Annotated in this window: 17 protein-coding genes; 3 read left to right on the top strand and 14 right to left on the bottom strand. The window is 69.2% G+C overall.

Annotated elements, in window-relative coordinates:
* Window positions 1-392: 392 nt before the first annotated feature.
* The 7 genes from ASD78_RS18025 to ASD78_RS18055 form a co-directional block, all read right to left on the bottom strand.
* Window positions 393-1,418: an isoaspartyl peptidase/L-asparaginase gene (locus tag ASD78_RS18025; RefSeq protein WP_082575707.1), complete on the bottom strand. Its 1,026-nt coding sequence runs from the start codon at window positions 1,416-1,418 to the stop codon at window positions 393-395.
* A 54-nt stretch (window positions 1,419-1,472) separates the two neighbouring features.
* A complete protein-coding gene (locus ASD78_RS18030) occupies window positions 1,473-2,675 on the bottom strand; it encodes a hypothetical protein (protein ID WP_056104017.1) in 1,203 nt (400 codons plus the stop codon).
* Between the two features lie 102 nt (window positions 2,676-2,777).
* Complete coding sequence (locus ASD78_RS18035) at window positions 2,778-4,013, bottom strand: ABC transporter permease (protein ID WP_055900577.1); 1,236 nt, start codon at window positions 4,011-4,013, stop codon at window positions 2,778-2,780.
* Window positions 4,010-4,726, bottom strand: a complete 717-nt coding sequence (locus ASD78_RS18040; RefSeq protein WP_055900575.1) for an ABC transporter ATP-binding protein — start codon at window positions 4,724-4,726, stop codon at window positions 4,010-4,012. The genes ASD78_RS18035 and ASD78_RS18040 overlap by 4 nt, the downstream gene beginning before the upstream one ends.
* Complete coding sequence (locus ASD78_RS18045) at window positions 4,723-6,297, bottom strand: efflux RND transporter periplasmic adaptor subunit (RefSeq protein ID WP_056104020.1); 1,575 nt, start codon at window positions 6,295-6,297, stop codon at window positions 4,723-4,725. The genes ASD78_RS18040 and ASD78_RS18045 overlap by 4 nt, the downstream gene beginning before the upstream one ends.
* A 258-nt stretch (window positions 6,298-6,555) precedes the next feature.
* The gene (locus tag ASD78_RS18050; protein ID WP_056104022.1) at window positions 6,556-7,833 is read right to left on the bottom strand and encodes a HAMP domain-containing sensor histidine kinase; all 1,278 of its coding nucleotides are present in this window, start codon (window positions 7,831-7,833) and stop codon (window positions 6,556-6,558) included.
* 10 nt (window positions 7,834-7,843) lie between these two features.
* Window positions 7,844-8,554 (bottom strand): response regulator transcription factor, encoded by a 711-nt coding sequence (locus ASD78_RS18055; RefSeq protein WP_055900565.1) that lies wholly within the window; start codon window positions 8,552-8,554, stop codon window positions 7,844-7,846.
* A 108-nt stretch (window positions 8,555-8,662) separates the two neighbouring features.
* Here ASD78_RS18055 and ASD78_RS18060 point away from each other — a divergent pair, with 108 nt between their 5' ends.
* Window positions 8,663-9,004: a DMT family protein gene (locus tag ASD78_RS18060; protein WP_056104024.1), complete on the top strand. Its 342-nt coding sequence runs from the start codon at window positions 8,663-8,665 to the stop codon at window positions 9,002-9,004.
* Between the two features lie 640 nt (window positions 9,005-9,644).
* Here ASD78_RS18060 and ASD78_RS18065 read toward each other — a convergent pair.
* From ASD78_RS18065 to nudE, 5 genes are all read right to left on the bottom strand, one after another.
* Complete coding sequence (locus ASD78_RS18065) at window positions 9,645-12,017, bottom strand: XVIPCD domain-containing protein (protein ID WP_056104026.1); 2,373 nt, start codon at window positions 12,015-12,017, stop codon at window positions 9,645-9,647.
* A gap of 753 nt (window positions 12,018-12,770) precedes the next feature.
* Window positions 12,771-13,076, bottom strand: coding sequence for a DUF962 domain-containing protein (locus tag ASD78_RS18070; protein WP_056104029.1), 306 nt, complete (start codon window positions 13,074-13,076; stop codon window positions 12,771-12,773).
* Between the two features lie 144 nt (window positions 13,077-13,220).
* The gene (gene mazG / locus ASD78_RS18075; RefSeq protein ID WP_055900555.1) at window positions 13,221-14,060 is read right to left on the bottom strand and encodes a nucleoside triphosphate pyrophosphohydrolase; all 840 of its coding nucleotides are present in this window, start codon (window positions 14,058-14,060) and stop codon (window positions 13,221-13,223) included.
* Window positions 14,053-14,886 (bottom strand): 3'(2'),5'-bisphosphate nucleotidase CysQ, encoded by an 834-nt coding sequence (gene cysQ / locus ASD78_RS18080; RefSeq protein ID WP_056104031.1) that lies wholly within the window; start codon window positions 14,884-14,886, stop codon window positions 14,053-14,055. The genes mazG and cysQ overlap by 8 nt, the downstream gene beginning before the upstream one ends.
* Complete coding sequence (gene nudE, locus ASD78_RS18085; protein ID WP_055900549.1) at window positions 14,883-15,431, bottom strand: ADP compounds hydrolase NudE; 549 nt, start codon at window positions 15,429-15,431, stop codon at window positions 14,883-14,885. Before nudE ends, cysQ begins: the two co-directional genes overlap by 4 nt.
* Window positions 15,432-15,511: 80 nt before the next feature.
* On the opposite strand from nudE, the gene bioA reads away from it, so the two are divergent.
* Complete coding sequence (gene bioA, locus ASD78_RS18090; protein ID WP_056104270.1) at window positions 15,512-16,906, top strand: adenosylmethionine--8-amino-7-oxononanoate transaminase; 1,395 nt, start codon at window positions 15,512-15,514, stop codon at window positions 16,904-16,906.
* Entirely contained in the window at window positions 16,903-17,640 is a 738-nt protein-coding gene (locus tag ASD78_RS18095; RefSeq protein WP_056104034.1) for a 16S rRNA (uracil(1498)-N(3))-methyltransferase, read from the top strand. The genes bioA and ASD78_RS18095 overlap by 4 nt, the downstream gene beginning before the upstream one ends.
* Before the next feature lie 39 nt (window positions 17,641-17,679).
* On the opposite strand, the gene ASD78_RS18100 is transcribed toward ASD78_RS18095, so the two are convergent.
* Together ASD78_RS18100 and ASD78_RS18105 are read right to left on the bottom strand one after the other, a co-directional pair.
* Window positions 17,680-18,768, bottom strand: coding sequence for a heparan-alpha-glucosaminide N-acetyltransferase domain-containing protein (locus ASD78_RS18100; protein WP_255355406.1), 1,089 nt, complete (start codon window positions 18,766-18,768; stop codon window positions 17,680-17,682).
* 20 nt (window positions 18,769-18,788) lie between these two features.
* Window positions 18,789-19,271, bottom strand: a complete 483-nt coding sequence (locus tag ASD78_RS18105; RefSeq protein WP_055900543.1) for a chemotaxis protein CheW — start codon at window positions 19,269-19,271, stop codon at window positions 18,789-18,791.
* Window positions 19,272-19,275 lie beyond the last annotated feature (4 nt).

Genomic DNA, 19,275 nt, shown 5'->3' on the forward strand with positions numbered 1-19,275 from the left:
GCCGCGCCGCCGACCGCGGCGCCGCTTTTGCATTTCCCTTCTCCCGCCTGCGGGAGAAGGTGCCCGCAGGGCGGATGAGGGCGGAGGGCGGCGGGTGGAGTTCGACGCTCGTGACGCACCCTCACCCCAACCCCTCTCCCGCAGGCGGGAGAGGGGCTCGATGCACAGCGTCCGACTTCCGTTCCGGGATGCGGCACCGCTTCTGCATTTCCCTTCTCCCGCCTGCGGGAGAAGGTGCCCGCAGGGCGGATGAGGGCCGAGGGCGGCGGGTGAAGTTCGACGCTCGCGACGCACCCTCACCCCAACCCCTCTCCCGCACGCGGGAGAGGAGCTCGATGCACGGCGTCAGATTTTTCCGGAACGAGGTTGAAGTTCAGCGCTAGCGCCGAGCCTCACTCCTCTTCGTGTATCGCCGTCCCACGGCTGCCATCGGGCTTGATCCAGCCGCGGAACATGCTGCCGCTGTTGAACGGCATCGCGATATGGCCTTCGCGGTCCAGCGCGATCGCGCCACCGTCGCCGCCGGCCGCGGGCACCAGCTTATTGACCACCTCGTCCGCGGCCGCCTGCAAACTGTCGCCGCGATAAGCCACGCGCGCGCAGATGTCGTGGGCGACGTTGTAGCGGATGTAGAACTCGCCCCAACCCGTGCCCGACACGCCGCAGCGATCGTCGGCCCAGGTGCCGGCGCCGATCACCGGCGAATCGCCGACGCGGCCGTAGCGCTTGTTGGTCATGCCGCCGGTGCTGGTGGCCGCGGCGATGTGGCCCTGGCGATCCAGCGCGACCGCGCCCACGGTGCCGAAGTATTTGGGCGCTTCGCCGGCAGCGTTGGCTTCGCGCTTGCCCTTGGCCGCCTCCTCGCGCTGCGCCTTCTCCAACTGCTCGCGGCGCTTGGAGGTGTCGAAATAACTGTTGGGTACGCGCTTGATCTCCGGCCGCGTATCGGCGAACGCCTCGGCGCCGGCACCGGCCATCATCACGTGTGGGCTGTGCTCCATCACTGCGCGCGCCAGCTTGATCGGGTTCTTGACCGTGGTGACGCCGGCAACCGCGCCGGCGCGGCGGGTGTGGCCTTCCATGATCGACGCGTCCAGCTCGTGACCACCGCGCGCATTGAACACCGCGCCCTTGCCGGCGTTGAAGATCGGCGAATCCTCCAGCACCACGATCGTCGCCGAGACCGCGTCCAGCGCGCTGCCGCCGCCCTTGAGCACGTCGTAGCCGGCGTCCAGGGCGCGATTGAGATCGGCGTGCGCGGCCTTGCGGTCGGCTTCGCTGAGCGAATCGCGCGGCACGAAGCCGGCGCCGCCGTGGATCACCAGGGCGATCGGGCGTTCGCCGGCAGGCGGGGTTTGGGCGTGGGCGGCAGTGCTGGACATGGCGGCGAGGCTCAACAGCAGGATCGGCAGGCGCATGGCGGTCTCCTTCGACTAAGGCGAGGATAGCCGCCGGCGCGACGCTTGGGGATGCTAGGGCCGCTTGGCCGCCGTAGTCGCCACGTCGCGCTCCCAGTAAGCCCGCAGCTGATTGCGCTGGCGCGGGCTCAGTCCGTCGGCGCAAGCGTCGAGCAAGGCGTTCGCAGCGGCGCCGTCGCCCATGGCCCAGGTCTCCCGCGCGGCTTCCAACCAGGCACGCCGGCGCACATCGAGATTGCCGAACGGATCGAAGTAGGAATCCACGCGCGCGGCGTCCTTGACCCCGTTCCAGGAGAACTTCGCATCGCCGGCCTCGGCAGCGATGGCGCGATAGCGCTCGACGGCTTCCTCGCGCCGGATCCGTCCCTGCAGCAGATCCAGGCGGGTCCGGAACAGCCGCGTCTGCGCGGTGGCGCCGTTCGCTTCCAGCGCTTCCACGGCGCGCGCGACGTAACCGTAGTCCACCGCACCCGACAGCGATTGCAGGCCCAGCAAGTTGAAGCTGGCGATGGCGGCGCGGTATTCGGTCCGGTCGTGCGCGGCGATGTCGCCCGCGCTGGGGCGCCCGAAGCTCGAGGGCTGGACCAGGCGCAGGCCCGGCTCGTCCTTCAGGATCGCCTCGATGTCGTGCTTGTGGAACTCGCCGACGACCACCGCCACCGTGCCGCCCGGATGCGCGCGCGCGGCCGCGGCGATGCGGCGCGCCTGCATATAGGTCCGGTACAAATACAGCCGGCGCGGCAGATCGTCCTTGCCGCGCGCGGCCGGGGTCGACGCCCAATTCGTAACCTTCTGCAGATTGGCCGGATCGTCGGCACGGAAGAAATCCCGCTTCAGCGCCTCCGGCCCGAAGCTGAGAAAGCTGGGGAAGCCCTTGAGCAGGCGCAGCTCCGGCGGCACGTCCAAGCTCATGCCGAAACCCAGGCGCTGGTCTTCGATCGGCGGCTCCCAGTCGATCGGGCACAGCTCGATCCCGCTGCGGCGCGCGAACGGCACCACCACGTCCTGGACCTCGTAGGTGAACTCGTAGTAGTCGTTGCGCGCGTACGATTCGGGCGCGCGCTCGATGCAGACCGCATCGGGTTCGACGCGATCCAGGAACGCCTCCAGCAGCGCCGGCTGGTCGCGCTCGGAGACCAGTTGCGCGGCATGATCGACGCCGAGGATGGTCACCGTCGTCGGCGACGCCGCCAGGTCCGCGGCCTGCGCGCCGAACGCCTGCAACAACAACAGCGCCAATAGCCGCCACTTGCTCATGTCCACTCCGCTCCGGGTCGTCCGGCGCACGATGCCAGGCCGCTGCGGCGCCCGCCCGTGCCGGTGGTCGTGGCCGGCGCGGCACGCCGCGAGGATGAACCGCTACTGCTGCCGCAGCGCCTCGATCGGGTCCAGCAGCGAAGCCTTGCGCGCCGGGTAGTAGCCGAAGAACAGGCCGGTCGCGATCGAGAACGCCGCGGCCAGCCCGACCACCTGCGCGTTCAGCGCCACCGGCAGCGCGCCGAGTTTTCCGACCAGCAGCGCGCCGACCACGCCGATCGCGATGCCGATCACGCCGCCTATCATCGCGATCACCATCGCCTCCGCCAGGAACTGGCGGCGGATGTCGCCGGGACCGGCGCCGACCGCCATGCGCAGGCCGATCTCGCGGATACGCTCGGTCACCGACACCAGCATGATGTTCATGATGCCGATGCCGCCGATGATCAGGCAGATCGTCGCCACCGCGCCCAGCAATTTGGACATCAGGTTGGTGGTGGCGGTGCGCGTGGCCACGACTTCGGCGATGTTGCGCACGTTGAAATCGTCATCGGCACCGGGCTGTATCTTGTGGCGCTGGCGCAGCAGGGCCTCGATCTCGCCCTGCGCGTAGTCCACGTCTTCGGCGCGGCCGACCCCGACAGCGATCTGCATGACCGCGCCGGGCGGCAGGCCCATCGCGCCGAGCAGGCGGCGGCGGCCGGTTTCCAGCGGCACCAGCAGCACGTCGTCCTGGTCCTGGCCGAAACCGCCCTGGCCTTTGGGCTTGAGCGTGCCGACCACGGTGAACGGCACCCGCCCCAGACGGATGGTCTGGCCGACCGCGTCCTCGTCGCCGAACAGTTCGCGGCGCACGGTCTCGCCCAGGATCACCGATTTGCCGCCGCCGCTGTAGTCGCGCGACTCGAAGCCGTTGCCCGCGGCGATGGTCCAGCCGTTGATCTCGAAGAAATCCGGCTGCACGCCCTGCCACTGTGTCGACCAGTTGTTCTCGGCGTAGACGACCTGCGTGCCGCCGCGCAGCGAACCGGCGGCGTACTGCACTTCCGGCACTTCTTCGCGGATCGCCTCGACGTCGCCTTCGTTCAAGGTGAAGAAACTCGATGCGCTCTGGCGCGCGCCGCCGGCGCCGCGGCCGGCGCCGGAGCTGATGTCGAGCCGGTTCGAGCCCAGGCCCGAGACCAGCTTGTCGATCTCGGCCTGGGTGCCCTGCCCGACCGAGACCATCACGATCACCGCGGCGATGCCGATGATCACGCCCAGCGAGGTCAAGGCGCTGCGCAGCCAGTTGCCGCGCAGGGCGAACACCGCGGTGCGCAGGACTTCGAGGAAGTTCATGCCGACGCCTCGCGCTGCTCGTGCAGTTCGCCGTCGCGCATCGCGAACACGCGGTCGCAGTGGGCGGCGACGTCGGGGTCGTGGGTGATCAGCACGACGGTGTGGTCTTCGGCTTGCAGACGTTTGAACAGGGCCAGGATCTCTTCGCCGGTTTTGGTGTCCAGCGCCCCGGTGGGTTCGTCGGCGAGCAGGATCGGCGGCCGGTTGATCAGCGCGCGCGCGATCGCCACGCGCTGCTGCTGACCACCGGACAGCTCGCTGGGCCGGTGTCCGGCGCGTTCGGCCAGGCCGACCGCCGCCAGGGCCTCGCGCGCGCGCTGCATGCGCTCCTCGCGCGGCACGTTGGCGTACCCCATCGGCATCGCCACGTTCTCCAGCGCGCTCATGCGCGGCAGCAGATTGAAGCCCTGGAACACGAAACCGATCTTCTCCAACCGCAGCACCGCGCGTTCCTCGGCGTCGAGCGTGGCCACATCGACGCCGTCGCACAGGTATTGGCCGCTGCTGGGCGTGTCCAGGCAGCCGATCAGATTCATCAGGGTCGACTTGCCCGAACCCGACGGGCCCATGATCGCGACGAAATCGCCGCGCGCGATGCGCAGGTCGACGCCGTGCAGCGCGACCACTTCGGCCTCGGTGCCGGGCGAATAGACCTTGCCCAGCGCGCGCGTTTCGATCACCGCGCCGGCGGCGGTGGCGGCCGCCTCGCTCATTTCGCGCTGCGCCCGCTGCCGACGACGACTTCGTCGCCCTGCTGGATGTTGCCCGAAACCTCGGTCCAGCTGCCGTCGCTGGCGCCGACCCGGACCATGACCTGCTCGGGCTTGCCGTTCACCAGCTTGTACAACGGCGCACGGCGCGCATTGAGCAGGGCCGCGATTTCGCTGTCCCAGCGCGCCTGCTGCTGCGGATCGAGGGCGGCGCGGAATTCGGCGAACTGCTGGTTGAAACGTTCCTGCATGCGCTGGCGCAGCGCGCCCATCGCCGCGCCGGCACTGCCGCCGCCACCGCGGATCACGATGCCGCCACCGGGGCCGCCGGGACCCCGACCGCCGCCGAACAGCGCGCTGCCGCCTCCATTCGCGGCAGGCGTGGCCTGTCGCGCGGCCGAGCGCTGCTTCATCGCCTCCAGCGCGGCGTCGAACACGACCTGCTGCTGTGGCGAGAGCTTGAGCTGCTGCGCCACGCGCGGCAGGTCGGTAGCCATACCGCCGCGCGCCCCGCCGCCCTGGCCACCGGGACCGCCCGGACCGGCCTGGGTCTGCGCGCCCGCGTCCTCTTCGGCCGGCTTGTAGCGCAGCGCGGCGTTGCTGACCCGCAGCACGTCGTCGCGACGGCTGACTTCGATCTCGGCGTTGGCGGTCATGCCCGGCAGCAGGCTTTGCTCGGCGTTGTCCACCGACACCACCACCGGATAGGTGATGACGTTGCTGGTGTTGGTCGCCGATATGCGCACCTGCTGGACCTTGCCGCGGAACTGCCGGTCGGGGAAGGAATCGACGGTGAAGCTGACGCTCTGCCCGGCCTTGACCTGGCCGATGTCGGCTTCGTCGATGGCCAGCACGATCTCCATCTTCGACAGGTCTTCGGCGATCTGGAACAGCACCGGCGACTGCAGGCTGGCGGCGACGGTCTGGCCCGGCTCGACCGTGCGGGTGAGCACCACGCCGTCGACCGGCGCACGGATCACGGTGCGCTCCAGGTTCAGGCGCGAGGTCTGGGTCGAGGCGATCTGCTGGTTGATCTGCGCCTGCGCCGCAGCGACCTGCGCGCGCGCCTGATCGCGCGCGGCGCGGGCCAGGTCGGCGTCGCTGCGCGCGACCAGCTGGCGTTCGACCAGGGCCGACTTGCGCTGGAAATCGAGCTCGGCGTTGCGCAGCGTCGCCTGCGCGGTGGCAAGGCCGGCGCGAGCGCTGTTGACCTGGGCCGAACCCTGCGCGATCTGCGCCTGATAGGTGCTGGGATCGATCTTGGCGATCACCTGGCCCTTGGTCACGCGGTCGTTGAAGTCCACGAGCACGTCGGTGACCTGGCCGGAAATCTGGCTGCCGACGTCGACGGTCGAGATCGCGGCGAGCGCGCCGGTGGCCGAGATCGCGACCCGGATGTCGCCGCGCTCGACCTTGGCCGTGCGGTAGGCCGCGGCCTCGGCCTCGGCGTTGCGCTGGCGGTAGTAGTAATAGCCGCCGCCGGCGAGGGCCAGCAGCACCGCGGCGACGACGGCGCGGCGGATCCAGGGCGAGGATTTGCGAACGGACGACTGCGGCTTGCGGGCTGCGCTCATGAGGTTCTGGCTGGAAGGTATGGAGGCGGCAACGCGCGTGGCCGCTTTCGGTTGACAGGCCGGGAACTGGATTCGTTCCCGGGCGGGGCCGCAGTCACGGCGCGCTCAGCTTAGCGGCAAGCCGGGCGCGCTCGATACCGACCCGCACCGGTGCTGCGACCGTTCGGGCATTCCATGGATGCTGGGAGATGCGATTGCGTCGCAGCGCGGCCCGGGCCGGATCGCGCCCGTGCCGATGCCGGCGTGCGGCCTGTGGATTCAGCGGTTGAAGCGAATGACGGCCACCGTGCCCTGTCCCGGCACGCTGCTGAGCTGGACCGGCCAGCCGAAGCGTTCGCCAAGCCGGCGCACGATCGACAGCCCCATGCCCTTACCGTCCACACCGGAGAAATCCGCGCGGTAGAACGGATCGAAGGCGCGGTTGAGGGTTTCTGCCGACATGCCGATGCCGGTGTCGCGGATCTCGATGCGGTCGCGGGCCAGACGCACTTCGATGCGGCCGGAATCGGTGAAGCGCACCGCATTGCTCAGCAGGTTTCCGACCATCACGCTGAGCACATGCGGCGGCGCCAGCAGCCTCGGTGCGCCGTCGTCGGTCACGCTGAGCTCGACCTCTTTGCCGGTCAGCATCGGCCGCACGCGTTCGACCTCGTGGTCGACGATCTCGCGAACCGGGAATTCCTCGCTCTGCGGCGCGACTTCCGCCTCGCGGGCCAGGATCAGGAAGGCGTCGATCACCGCTTCCATGTCGCGCCCGGCGCGTTGCACCCGCGCCAGCGAGCGTTGCGCGCGCACCGGCGTTTCCGGGTCGCCCAGCATCAGGTCCGTGGCGACCCGGATCACGGTCAACGGGGTGCGCAGCTCGTGGCTGGCGTCGCGGGTGAAATCGCGCTCGCGCTGGACGAAGTCGCCGAGGCGCTGGGCCAGGCCGCGCAGCGCGGCCGACAGCTGCAGCACTTCGCTGCCGATCTCGCCGGGCAGGTCCTCCAGGGACACGGCGGCGGCGCGCGGATCGCGCGGGTCCCAGTGCGCGACCGCGGCGGCGAGACGGTTGACCGGCGTCACCAGGCGCTTGGTGTTGCGGTAGGTCAGCCAGGAGATGAAGTACATGGTCAACAACGACAGCAGCAACGAGCCCAGCCCGGTGAACACGATCGCCTCGTCGATCAGCTCCGACGAGTACAACAGGTAGAACGTGCCCGCCTTGCGCCGGTCGACCAGCATCACGCGCTCGTCGCCCGGCAGTTCGTTCATCCCCTGTCGGACGACGCCGCGCGCGGCCGCGGGCAGGGCCTCTTCGCTGGCGCCGGCGGCGACGAAGTAGCCGACCGTGGTCGAGGTGATGGGCAGGGGGTGTTGCGGGTTGCGCGCATACCCGGCCCAGAACGCATCGGCTTCGCGCTGCATGCGCTGTTCGAGCACCAGGTTGCGCACCGCGAATCCCGCCAGGCCGATGCCCAGCGTGATCACGATGCTGCCGATCAAAGCCTGCGCGATGAAGGCAAGCTTGATCTTGCGCGGCAACCCCTGCGGCATGGCGACAGGCTCAGTCCGGCGGTTGCGAGATGTCCGCGACCCGGTAGCCGGCGCTCTGCACGGTGTGCAGCAGTTGCTTGCCGAACGGCTTGTCGATGGTCTTGCGCAGGTTGTAGAGATGGCTGCGCAAGGTGTCCGAGTCCGGCAGGCCGTTGCCCCAGATCTCGCGCTCGATCTCCTGCCGGCTGACCACGCGCGGCGATTCGCGCATCAGGATGGTCAGCAAACGCAGGCCGATGGGCGAGAGCTGCAGCTCGCTGCCGCCGCGGGTCACGCGCAGGCTGGCCGGGTCCAGCACCAGATCGGCGACCTTGAGCACCTCGCCGCCGACCTGGCGGCGCTCGCGCCGGATCAGGGCGCGCAGGCGCGCCTCGAGTTCCTGGATCGCGAAAGGCTTGGTCAGATAGTCGTCGGCGCCGGCGCTCAGGCCGGTCAGCTTCTCGTCCAGGGTGTCGCGCGCGGTCAACATCAGCACCGGCGTCGACTTGCGCGCTTCTTCGCGCAGGCGCTTGCACACTTCGATGCCGTCCAGGCGCGGCAGCATCAGGTCCAAGACGACCACGTCGTAACTGTTTTCGGCGGCCAGGCGGTAGCCGTCCAGGCCGTCCGCGGCGTAGTCGACCTCGAAACCACGGCCTTCCAGGTATTCGCCCACCATTTCGGAGATATTGCGGTTGTCCTCCACGATCAGGACCAAGCCCCCGTCTCTAGTGCCCTGCATGCAGATCTCCAGTTCCCTTCAGTTTTGTGAAGATTGCCGCGACCAGGGTGGACGCACCGTGAAGGCGTGGGGTTTAAGCTGCCCCACTTTCCCGTACGAACCGCACCCATGCTCGCCGACCGCCTGTACCCGATCCTGCTGCTACTGGGCTCCAATCTGTTCATGACCTTCGCCTGGTACGGCCACCTCAAGTACAAGTCGGCGCCGCTGACCGCCGCGATCCTGGTCAGCTGGGGCATCGCCTTCTTCGAGTACTGCCTGATGGTCCCGGCCAACCGCATCGGCAGCGCGGTCTACTCGGCGCCGCAGCTCAAGGGCCTGCAGGAGGTCATCACCCTGCTGGTGTTCGCCGGCTTCTCGGCCTGGTACCTGGAGCAGCCGCTGAAGTGGAACCACTGGGCCGGCTTCGGCCTGATCGTGGTCGCGGCCTGGCTGATCTTCCTGGAGTGAGCCTCCTCGGACGAGCCGCTCCGACCGATCCGGCGCGGCATTTCGCATAGCGTCGGCCAGAGGGGGACCTACAAACGCCCCCGTCGCCGTGTCCGGCCGCACCGCGGAGTTCGCGCATGGTTACGCCACACAAGTAGCGCATTCAATGATGCCTTGCGTGCAGTTCGTTCGGAAGTCCACGAGGTGGCAAAAGTGGCAGCGCACACCTTTGCATGGAACGCCGCACGTGCGGAATGGAGCCTGCGCCCCCTTCACGCATCTAGGATTCTGTCAGCCCTGCTTGAATAGCGTTCGTTTGCTTATTGAACTGCTCTTGCGTGCGATTGGTCTTCCTAGGCCGGCAATCAGGATGTCTGTGACGCTCCGGCCATACTTCATCTTCTGAGCCAGCCACAGCGGCATCCGCCCATGGCCCGACCAGGCGTTACGCGGACACACAGTCCATGCCCAGCTCAGCCACGCATTCTGTTTGCGCTTCGCACTAATTTCCGGGTATATGAACGAGGCTCAATGCCATTTCCCAGTCGCCATGTCCCACTTTCGATTCCTACAGTCCCTCGCCCTGCCGCGGGCCGGACTGGCAGCCGTCCCCAAAGCCTATGCTGCCGATGAAGAGCGCGCGCGCCGCCCTCGGGGCGCCTTAGCGCCCGCCCATTCCCACATCGCGCGCCCCCGGTTCGGGTGTCGCCACGTTCGGCGAGAGTGGCCGGTCCAGCCGCGCGAGACTGTCGTCTAGCGGCGTCCCCGCGCCCAGTCCGATGGTGGCCGACACCATCTGGCGCGCCGGGGAGGTGGGATCTCCCTGCACGGCGATGAGGTTGCCCTTGGTGCCGGGCGTCACCGTGTCGATTTGCGTCATCCGGCTTGCGTGCGCGGAGGCGGCCAGCGACGCGGCCATGCACGCACGGTCGTAGTCGCTGTCCAGGCCCTTCACCGTGCCAAGCCTGTTGATCGCTGTCATGGCGTCGTTGAACAACTTCGGACGCTCCGGCGCCGCGAGCTGCGGCGCGGCCGTCGGCTCTAGCCGGTGACCGGCGTCCTGCACGTAGGCGATGCGCTCGCCGAACTGTTCGCCGCCGCGTTTGGTGAAGGTGCCCAACGGTACCCGCGTGGACTCCCAGTACGGATGAGTCGGCGCGCCGTCGGCACCGCGGTCGACGTGGTTGGACGGGAACAGTTCGCTGCGGCCGCCGGCGTCGTGGCAGCCCATGCGCGCGTACAGGCTGCCGTCGGTACTGGCGTATTTCAGCGTGTCCGGGCCGGCCATGGACACCGTGCCGTTGCCGCCATGGCGCAGCGACGCGCCAACGGCCTCCACCATCAGCTGGGTGCCCACGCCCGCATCGTGCGCGGGCTTGGCATCGGTGCAGATCTTGTCGATCCGCGCGCCGGCGCTGGTGTCCAGCGTCATCCAGCCGACCGGCACGTCGTTCTTGTAGGCGACGTACTGCTCGGTGCCGGGCGTGTTGTCGCCCTCCTTGGAATGCCTCCAGCGCGCGATGGCGCCGGGCTCGTCGGTCTTGCCCATGCGCAGCTCGAACTTCTCGATCTCCGCAAGGAATGCGCTGCGATCGTCGATCTTGCGCACCATCACCGGCGTGTCCGCGGCGATGCCCAGCTCGGGGCTCGGCAGGACCAGTTCGCTGCGGCCGCCGACGTCGTTGATGCCCATGCGCGCGTACAGGCCGCCATCGGTACTGGCGTACTTCAGCGTGTCCGAGCCGGCCATGGACACCGTGCCGCCGCCGCCATGGCGCCGCGACGCGCCGACGGCCTCCACCAACAGCTTGGTGCCCACGCCCTCGTCGTGCGCGGGCTTGGCATCGGTGCAGATCTTGTCGATGCGCACGCCGGCGCTGGTGTCCAGCGTCATCCAGCCGACCGGCACATCGTTCTTGTAGGCGACGTATTGCTCGGCGCCGGGCGCGTGCTCGCCCTCGTCGAAATGCTTCTTGCGCGCGATGGCGCTGCGCTCGTCGGTCTTGCCCATGCGCAGCTCGAACTTCTCGATCTCCGCAAGGAACGCGCTGCGATCGTCGATCTTGCGCACCGTCACCGGCGTGTCCGCGGCGATGCCCTGCTCGGGGTTGGAGACGCCGCGCTTCCAGGTGTTCCAGACCTCGACCTGTGCGGCGCGCGTGGTGCGTACCGCCTCCTGTGCGCGCGCCTGCGACTCGCTGATGGGGCCGGACACCGTGGGACCCAGCACCGGGTCGGGCGCCTCGGCGGCAACGTTGCCATCTTTTACGTATCGCGCCACCAGCCTGGTGGTGCTCCCCGGCACATCCGCCTTCAACGCCAGGTTGCCGGCGGTATGGGCGGGATAGGCGCGGCGCAGGGCCTCTTGCTTGTCGGTGTGCGCGAGGGCGCCTGGATTGGGCGTGTAGTCGGTCACCTCAAAGGTGCCGCCGGCCAGATAGTCCCGCCCCGCCCACGTGCGCCTGACGGTGAACGCGCCGATGACATCCTCCGGCGCGATACGCGGCGCGGCGCGCTCAAGGCCGAACAGGTTGTCCGCCGCCATGGTCAGCTGTTCGGCGCCTTGGTCGCGAACCACGCGCGCCGCGAAGCGAGCCTGAATGTCGTGGGTGTTGAACAGTGCTTTCGGCGCGATGACGTAGACGCGCGTTTCCTCCGGCGCCTCCTTCTGGGATGGGTCGAAGTCCGCGCGCGTGCGGTCCACCTTGATCGGGAACAGCGACGCGGCCTCCATCGTGCCCGTCATGCAGACCGCGGTGTGCGGGTGGATGTCCTGCTTCATCAGGCGGTAGACGATGCCTTGGCCGTCGCGCGGAGCGAAGCCGTCGCGGAAAATCTCGGCTGTCGGCCGATCGTCGGAGCGGAAGAAGGTCGCGGTATTGGCGCGCAGCAGGTCCATTGGCACGGCGGTCAGCGCCTTGGTGCCGCTGCCGACCTGGTCGTAGAACTGGGTGGCGTCCCTGGGCTTACGCGCGGCTTCCCACGGCGTCTGATGATTATCGGGATTGAGCGGGTTTTCGTAGTCCTTGGGCATGTCCAATCTCCTTGTCGTAGCGTCTCGAGGCCGCGCGCGCATCCCGGTGGGAAATTGGCGAAGCGGCGACTATAGGGTGGCCCGATGGGATTAGCTTGACCGTGGGGACACATTAAAGAGAGCGATACAGATCCACGAACGATCATGGCCTCGCCCGCCGGCTCAGCCTACCGCAGACCCGGCTGTCGCAACTACGGAACGACGACCACCAGACCTCGTTCAACCAGGTCCTGGCCCACCTGTAAAGCGAATTTAAACTCCATCGCGCGATCAAGCAGTGTTCAGGCGCCGCCAACATTAGCCGCCGCACATCAGTGTCCTGCTCGGGCATGGGGTACCACAGGCGCAGTCGCCTTGATTCAGTTGTCGAGAATAATGCCCGCCTGCCGCAGGCTCGGCCCTGGAGCTAACAGCTCAGGCGGCGGCCAGCAGCAGGCGCTGGCGCTTGCGTGACTTGGTCGTCTTGCGCGCATGTATGCAGCGCTGCAGCAGGTGGAACGGCCTCATTAGACCACCACAGAACGCATGGTGCGCTCGACCGTGGCCGGGCACAGCAGCAGTCGGTGTCCATCCAGACCAAACAGCAGGATGGCCCGGCCGCTCCGGCACCGCGTCAGGTATAGCGAACTGCGCTTGGCGACATAATCCGGCTACGTCGCGCCCGGTCGTCCGGGCGCTGGCAATGGGCAGTCGCCGAAGCGCGTAACGACGGGGGGCCAGCCCCGAGTCGGATCCGAGCGCCTTCGCAGCCGGTTAGAAGCGGATCTTGCCGGTCAGGATGTCCTTGAACATCACCCAGTCGCCCACGAACGAATAGAACGGGTGCTTGAAGGTCGCAGGCCGGTTCTTCTCGAAGAAGAAATGCCCGACCCAGGCGAAGCCGTAACCGCAGAACAAGGCCGCCAGCAGCAGCCAGGGGCGGCCCTGGACGAGGGCCAGTGCCAGCAACGCCAATACTCCGCAGCTGCCGATGAAATGCAGGCGGCGGCTGGTGCGGTTGCTGTGTTCGCTTAGATAGAAGGGGTAGAACTCGCGGAAACTGGCGAACCGAGTGGGCATGTCCCTGTCCTCCTATGGTTACGGCTCGGCGTCCGTCCCAGGGTCGGAGCGGTGTCGCCGCCGACCCGACGAACAAGCTTCGCGCCTACTGTACGCCGCTGGCATTCGTACCCGGCCCATCCGTCCGGCGCTCGAACCGCCGCTTCAGGCTCCGCCGTGGGCTTCGCGCTTGATGCGCTCCCAGTAATTTTCCTGCTCTTCGAGCGTACGCTGCGCCAGCGACGTGCCCTCCGCTGCCGCCAGGGCCTCCATCGCCCGGAACCTGCGCTCGAACTTGAGGTTCGCGCGACGCAGCGCGGCGCCGACGTCGACTTTGCCGTGCCGGGCCAGGTTGGCGGCGACGAACAGCAGGTCGCCGATCTCGTCTTCAAGGCGGTCGCGCGCGGCCGCGTCCTCGGGCGCGGCGGCGACGGCAGCGAATTCGGCGCGGACTTCGTCGATTTCCTCGTGCAGCTTGGCGATCACCGGCGTCACCTCGGGCCAGTCGAAACCGACCGAGGCCGCGCGCTTTTGCAGTTTCACCGCGCGCTGCCATTCCGGCAGGCCGCGGGCGATGCCGGCCAGCGCGGAGGTGTCGGCCTCGCCGGCTGCCGCGCGCTCGCGCCGTTTCTGCTCTTCCCAGGCCACGGTCTGCGCTTCGGCGTCCTCGACGCTGGCACCGGCGAACACGTGCGGGTGGCGGCGCACCATCTTGTCGCTGATCGCGGCGACCACGTCGGCGAACGCGAACGCGCCCTGCTCTTCGGCCATGCGCGCGTGGAACACAACCTGCAGCAGCAGGTCGCCGAGTTCGTCCTTCAGTGCCGGCAGGTCGTTGCGGTCGATCGCGTCGGCGACTTCGTAGGCTTCCTCGACCGTGTACGGTGCGATGGTGGCGAAGGTCTGCTCGACGTCCCAGGGGCAGCCGCCGACCGGGGCGCGCAGGCGCGCCATGATCGCGATCAGGCCGGCGATGCCGTCGGGCAGTTCGGTACCGTCAGCCATCGAGGCATTCCCGCCAGGGCAGCGCCGGATCGCCGACGGCGATGAAGTCGCCGTTGAGGATGCGCGCGCGCTGGTTGTAGCGGAACGGCCGGCCGCTGGGATCCAGCACCTGCCCGCCCGCGGCTTCGAGCACGCATTGGCCGGCGGCGGTATCCCATTCGCTGGTCGGGCCGAAGCGCGGGTAGATGTCCATGCCGCCCTCGGCGATCCGGCAGAACTTCAGCGACGAGCCCAGCCCGATCGGCTCGACCTGGCCGCCGGCGAGATCGGACAGCCGCGCCATGAACGCCTCGGTGCGGGCGTCGCGGTGCGAACGGCTCGCGGCCACGCGCAGCGGCGCGGTCGCGGGGATACGCACCTGCAACTGCCGCTGCTGATCGCCATCGCGGCGGAATGCGCGGCCGCCGCGCACGCCGTACCAGAGCCCGCCGCCGACCGGCGCCTGGACCACGCCGAACATCGGCACGCCGTCGTCGATCAGGGCCAGGTTGACGGTGAATTCGCCGTTGCGCTTGACGAACTCGCGGGTGCCGTCGAGCGGATCGACCAGCCACAGCCGGCGCCATTGCCGGCGCTGCTCGAACGACACCTCGTGCGCGGATTCCTCCGACAGCACCGGAATGTCGGGGGTGAGCCTGGCCAAACCGTCGACGATGCAGTGGTGCGCGGCCAGGTCGGCCGCGGTCAGCGGCGAGGCGTCGGCCTTGTGTTCGACGTCGAAGTCCTGTTCGTAGATCGCCAGGATCGCGGCGGCAGCGTCGCGCGCGATCGCGATCGCGCCTTCGATCAAGGCGGTGTCTACATAGTCGGGGGCGGTGTCGGTCATGCTTGGGTACGCAACCATTCGCGGGCGATGAACAGCGCCGCGATGCTGCGGCCTTCGGAAAAGTCCTCGCACAGGATCAACTCGTGCAGGCGATCGAGCTTCCAGGGCACGACTTCGAGCTCTTCGGGTTCGTCGCCGGGCAGGCGCTCGGGGTAGAGATCGCGCGCGACCACCAACTGCGCCTGGTGGCTCATGTAGGTCGGCGCCAGCGACAGCGAACGCAGCAGGGTCAACGAACGCGCGCCGTAACCGGCTTCTTCCTTGAGTTCGCGGTCGGCGGCCTGGATCGCGCTCTCGCCCTCGTCGATCCGGCCCTTGACCAGGCCCAGCTCGTAGCGATGCACGCCGGCGGCGTACTCGCGCACCAGCAGCACGGTCTCGGCGTCGAGCATCGGCACCACCACCACGGCGCCGTGGCCGCGCCCGAGCAGGCGCTCGTAGCGGCGGCGCTCGCCGTTGGAGAACTCCAGGTCCAGCCGTTCCAGCTTGTAGGGGCCGGCATCGTGCTCGGTGACCGCATGAATAATGGGCAGACGCCGGCTCACGAGACCGCTCCTGCGATAGGTGTGCGGGGCGCAAAAGGCGGGATAATGCCCGGATGCAGGAAACGAATCAGCATGCCGCGATGCTAGCAGAGGGCGGCGTCTCCGAGGCCGAAGCCTGGCGCAAACGCGACCTCGCCGTGCTCTGGCACCCGTGCACGCAAATGCGCGAGCACCCCGACACGCTGCCGCTGCTGCCGGTCGCCAGCGGCCAGGGGCCGTGGCTGATCGGCCGCGACGGGCGCCGCTACCTGGACGCGATCTCGAGCTGGTGGACCAACCTGTTCGGCCATGCCGAGCCGCGCATCGCCGAGGCCATCGCGACCCAGGCGCGCACCCTGGAGCACGTGATCCTGGCCGGCTGCTCGCACGCGCCGGCGGTGGAGCTGGCCGAGCGCCTGCTCCGGATCGCCCCGCGCGAGCCCGGCCGCGCGCCGCTGAGCAAGGTGTTCTACGCCGACAACGGCTCGGCCGGGGTCGAGGTCGCGCTGAAGATGGCCTTCCACTGGTTCCGCAACCGCGGCGTGACCGGGCGCACCAAGTTCATCGCCCTGGACAACGGCTACCACGGCGAAACCCTGGGCGCGCTCGCGGTCGGCGACATCCCGCTGTACCGCCGCGTCTACGCGCCGCTGCTGGCCGAGGCGCTGTTCGCGCCCTCGCCGGACACCTACCTGTGCGAGCCCGGCGAAACCCCGGCACAGCGCGCGCTGCAGGCCGCCGACGGCCTGCGCGCCCTGCTCGAACGCCATGCCGGCGAGGTCTGCGCGCTGATCCTGGAGCCGCGCGTGCAGTGCGCCGGCGGCATGCGCATGCACGACGCTTCTTATCTGCGGCACGTGCGCGCGCTGTGCGACGAGTTCGGCGTATTCCTGATCGCCGACGAGATCGCGGTCGGCTTCGGCCGCACCGGCACGATGTTCGCGTCCGAACAGGCCGGCATCGCCCCCGACCTGCTGTGCCTGTCCAAGGGGTTGACCGGCGGCGCGCTGCCGCTGGCCGCGGTGCTGACCACGCAGGCCATCTACGACGGCTTCCTCGACGATTCGCGCGAACGCGCCTTCCTGCATTCGCACAGCTACACCGGCAACCCCTTGGCCTGCGCCGCGGCGCTGGCTTCGCTGGGCATCTTCGCCAGCGACGACATCGTCGCGCGCAACCGCGCCACCGCCGCGCGCATGGCCGCGCTGGCCGAACCGCTGGCCGCGCATGCCCATGTCGCCGACGCGCGCCAGGCCGGCATGATCGTCGCCTTCGAACTCAGCCGCGGCGGCGACAAGCGCACGCCGTTCGACCCGGCCGCGCGGATCGGCCTGCGCGCCTATCGCGCGGCGCTGGAGCGGGGCGTGCTGCTGCGGCCGTTGGGCGACGTGCTGTACTGGATGCCGCCCTACTGCATCGACGACGATGCGCTGGAACTGCTCGCGCGCACCACGCGCGAGGCCATCGATCACGCGGTCGCGGAGGCGCAGGCATGAGGCTGACCCGGGTCCACATCGACCAGACCCTGCATGCCGGCAGCGAGATCGCCCTGCCCGAGGGACCGGCCACGCATCTGGCGCGGGTGCTGCGGCTGGGCGTCGGCGATGCCTGCGTGCTGTTCAACGGCGACGGCCACGACTACCCGGCGCGCATCGTCGCCCTGGGCAAGCGCGAGCTGCGGGTGGCGATCGGCGAGGCTTCCGCGGTCGACCGCGAATCGCCGCTGCGACTGATCCTGCTGCAGGGCATCGCGCGCGGCGAGAAGATGGACCTGATCCTGCAGAAGGCGACCGAACTCGGCGTGGCCGCGCTGCATCCGCTGTGGTCGCAGCGCAGCGAGGTCAAGCTGGACGAGGCGCGCGCCGAGAAGCGGCGCGCGCACTGGCGCAGCGTGGTCGCCTCGGCCTGCGAACAAAGCGGCCGCGCGCAGGTACCCGAAGTGGCCGCGCCGCTGTCGCTCACCGCGGCGCTGGCCGCGCTGCCGGCCGGAGGCTTGCGCCTGATCCTGGATCCGGAAGGCGAACTCGCGTTCTCGACCCTGGCCGTGGACGAGGGCGCGCCGGTCTATCTCGCCATCGGCCCCGAGGGCGGCTGGTCGCCCCTGGACCGCGAGCAGTTGCGCACCGCCGGCTTCGCCGGCCTCAAGCTCGGGCCGCGCATCCTGCGCACCGAAACCGCGGGTCTGGCTGCGATCGCGGCCTTGCAGGCGCGGTTCGGCGATCTGGCCTGAGAACGACGCCCGGATATTGAAGACCTCGATCTGGAAGACCTAGATCTTGAAGTAGATCCGCCGCGCATCCAGCAGCCGCACGACGCCCCACCACAGCGCCACGAACGCGAGCGCATAGGCCAACGACGGCAGAGTCGGGCCGAAACGCGGCGTCATCCAAGCCGCGAAAGCGTGCCGATACAGCGGCTCCAGCCAGCCGGCAGCGACCAGCGCATACAGCAGGAAAGCCGAGCCGGCGTAGGCCGCAATCGCGTTGACGCCGAGGGCGCGGCCGAGCGCAGGCCAGCCGTGCCGGTCGATCGCGAGGTGTAACGCCGCCAGCGTCCAGCAGGCGATACCACCGGTCCACAACACGTAACTGGACGTCCACAGGTTCTTGTTGAGCGGCTGGACGTAGGACGCGGCATAGCCCAGCGCCATGCACACGGCGCCGGCGAGCCACAGAGCGCGCACGCGTCCGGCACGCAGCCAGCCGCCCGCGCGCAGCCCGAGCAGGGTCGTCGCCAACGCGCCCAAGGTGCTGAGCAAGCCTTCGGGATCGTGGCCGCGGCCGAGGCCGGGCTCCAGTTGGTAAACGTGGACGCCCAGCCATTGCGTATCGAAACGGCTGGCGAGGTTGGCGTAGGGCTCGTAGCTGCCGCCCGCGGCCAGCAACAGGCCGTAGCCGCCCAACAGCGCGATCAGCAGCGGCCACTGCGCACGCGCCGGCAGCCAGATCGCGCACAGCCCGGCCGCGCCGAAACATAGGCCGATGCGTTGCAGCACGCCCATCACGCGGTAGTGCGCCAGGTCGAACGCCCACCACGCGCACAGATGCAGCAGCAGGCCCAGGCCGAGGATGCGCGCGGCGCGGGTCAGCACGGTGCGGCTCAGCGCGCCCCGCGCGTCGCCGCGCTCCAGGCGCGGGTTCAGGGCCAGCGCGATCGACACGCCGACGATGAACAGGAACGTCGGAAAGATCAGGTCGGTCGGCGTACAGCCATGCCAGGGCGCGTGCAGCAGCGGCGCGTAGACGTGGCTCCAGTCGCCGGGATTGTTGACCAGCAGCATCGCCGCGACGGTCAGGCCGCGCAGCGCGTCGACAGAGGAGTAACGCGGCGGGGCAGCGGAGGTCGCGGTGACGCCCACGCTGCGTGCGGGGGTACCGCTCAGGCGGCCTGCGCGAGCGCGCCGCCGATCAGGGCTTCGACCGCGACCAGGTCGGGCACGTAGGCCACGTCCTCGTTGAGCACGACGCGCGCATGCACGCCCTGCGGGATGCCTTCCTGATTCGCGTCCAGCTGCAGGCCGTCCTGCGACACCGTGACCAGGCGCGGGAAGCCCTGGGTCAGGATCGCGAAGTACGGCGCGCGCGGATCGCCACCCAGCGCCTTCAGCACGATGACCTTGCTGCCCAGCGCGGCATTCTCGTTGGCGAAGCCGGCCATCTCGGCGAACGCGATCAGCGGCAGCTGCCAGCCGCGCCAGCGCAGGCGGCCGAGCAGCCAATGCGGCGCCTCGGCGATCGGCTCCGGCGGCGCATAGGACAGCACTTCGGCGATGGTGGCGTTGGGCAGCAGCAGGCGGGCGCCGGACACCTGGATCAGCACGCCTCGGATGTCGCTCTGCACGGTGGTGTTCTGCTCGGACATGTCG

It is taken from the genome of Lysobacter sp. Root667 (assembly GCF_001427715.1).
Classification (GTDB): domain Bacteria; phylum Pseudomonadota; class Gammaproteobacteria; order Xanthomonadales; family Xanthomonadaceae; genus Lysobacter.

Bases quoted from the DNA above. Each gene is read 5' to 3' on its own strand.
- ASD78_RS18025 (WP_082575707.1), bottom strand. From the start codon at position 1,418: ATGCGCCTGCCGATCCTGCTGTTGAGCCTCGCCGCCATGTCCAGCACT.
- ASD78_RS18030 (WP_056104017.1), bottom strand. From the start codon at position 2,675: ATGAGCAAGTGGCGGCTATTGGCGCTGTTGTTGTTGCAGGCGTTCGGC.
- ASD78_RS18035 (WP_055900577.1), bottom strand. From the start codon at position 4,013: ATGAACTTCCTCGAAGTCCTGCGCACCGCGGTGTTCGCCCTGCGCGGC.
- ASD78_RS18040 (WP_055900575.1), bottom strand. From the start codon at position 4,726: ATGAGCGAGGCGGCCGCCACCGCCGCCGGCGCGGTGATCGAAACGCGC.
- ASD78_RS18045 (WP_056104020.1), bottom strand. From the start codon at position 6,297: ATGAGCGCAGCCCGCAAGCCGCAGTCGTCCGTTCGCAAATCCTCGCCC.
- ASD78_RS18050 (WP_056104022.1), bottom strand. From the start codon at position 7,833: ATGCCGCAGGGGTTGCCGCGCAAGATCAAGCTTGCCTTCATCGCGCAG.
- ASD78_RS18055 (WP_055900565.1), bottom strand. From the start codon at position 8,554: ATGCAGGGCACTAGAGACGGGGGCTTGGTCCTGATCGTGGAGGACAAC.
- ASD78_RS18060 (WP_056104024.1), top strand. From the start codon at position 8,663: ATGCTCGCCGACCGCCTGTACCCGATCCTGCTGCTACTGGGCTCCAAT.
- ASD78_RS18065 (WP_056104026.1), bottom strand. From the start codon at position 12,017: ATGCCCAAGGACTACGAAAACCCGCTCAATCCCGATAATCATCAGACG.
- ASD78_RS18070 (WP_056104029.1), bottom strand. From the start codon at position 13,076: ATGCCCACTCGGTTCGCCAGTTTCCGCGAGTTCTACCCCTTCTATCTA.
- mazG (WP_055900555.1), bottom strand. From the start codon at position 14,060: ATGGCTGACGGTACCGAACTGCCCGACGGCATCGCCGGCCTGATCGCG.
- cysQ (WP_056104031.1), bottom strand. From the start codon at position 14,886: ATGACCGACACCGCCCCCGACTATGTAGACACCGCCTTGATCGAAGGC.
- bioA (WP_056104270.1), top strand. From the start codon at position 15,512: ATGCTAGCAGAGGGCGGCGTCTCCGAGGCCGAAGCCTGGCGCAAACGC.
- ASD78_RS18095 (WP_056104034.1), top strand. From the start codon at position 16,903: ATGAGGCTGACCCGGGTCCACATCGACCAGACCCTGCATGCCGGCAGC.
- ASD78_RS18105 (WP_055900543.1), bottom strand. From the start codon at position 19,271: ATGTCCGAGCAGAACACCACCGTGCAGAGCGACATCCGAGGCGTGCTG.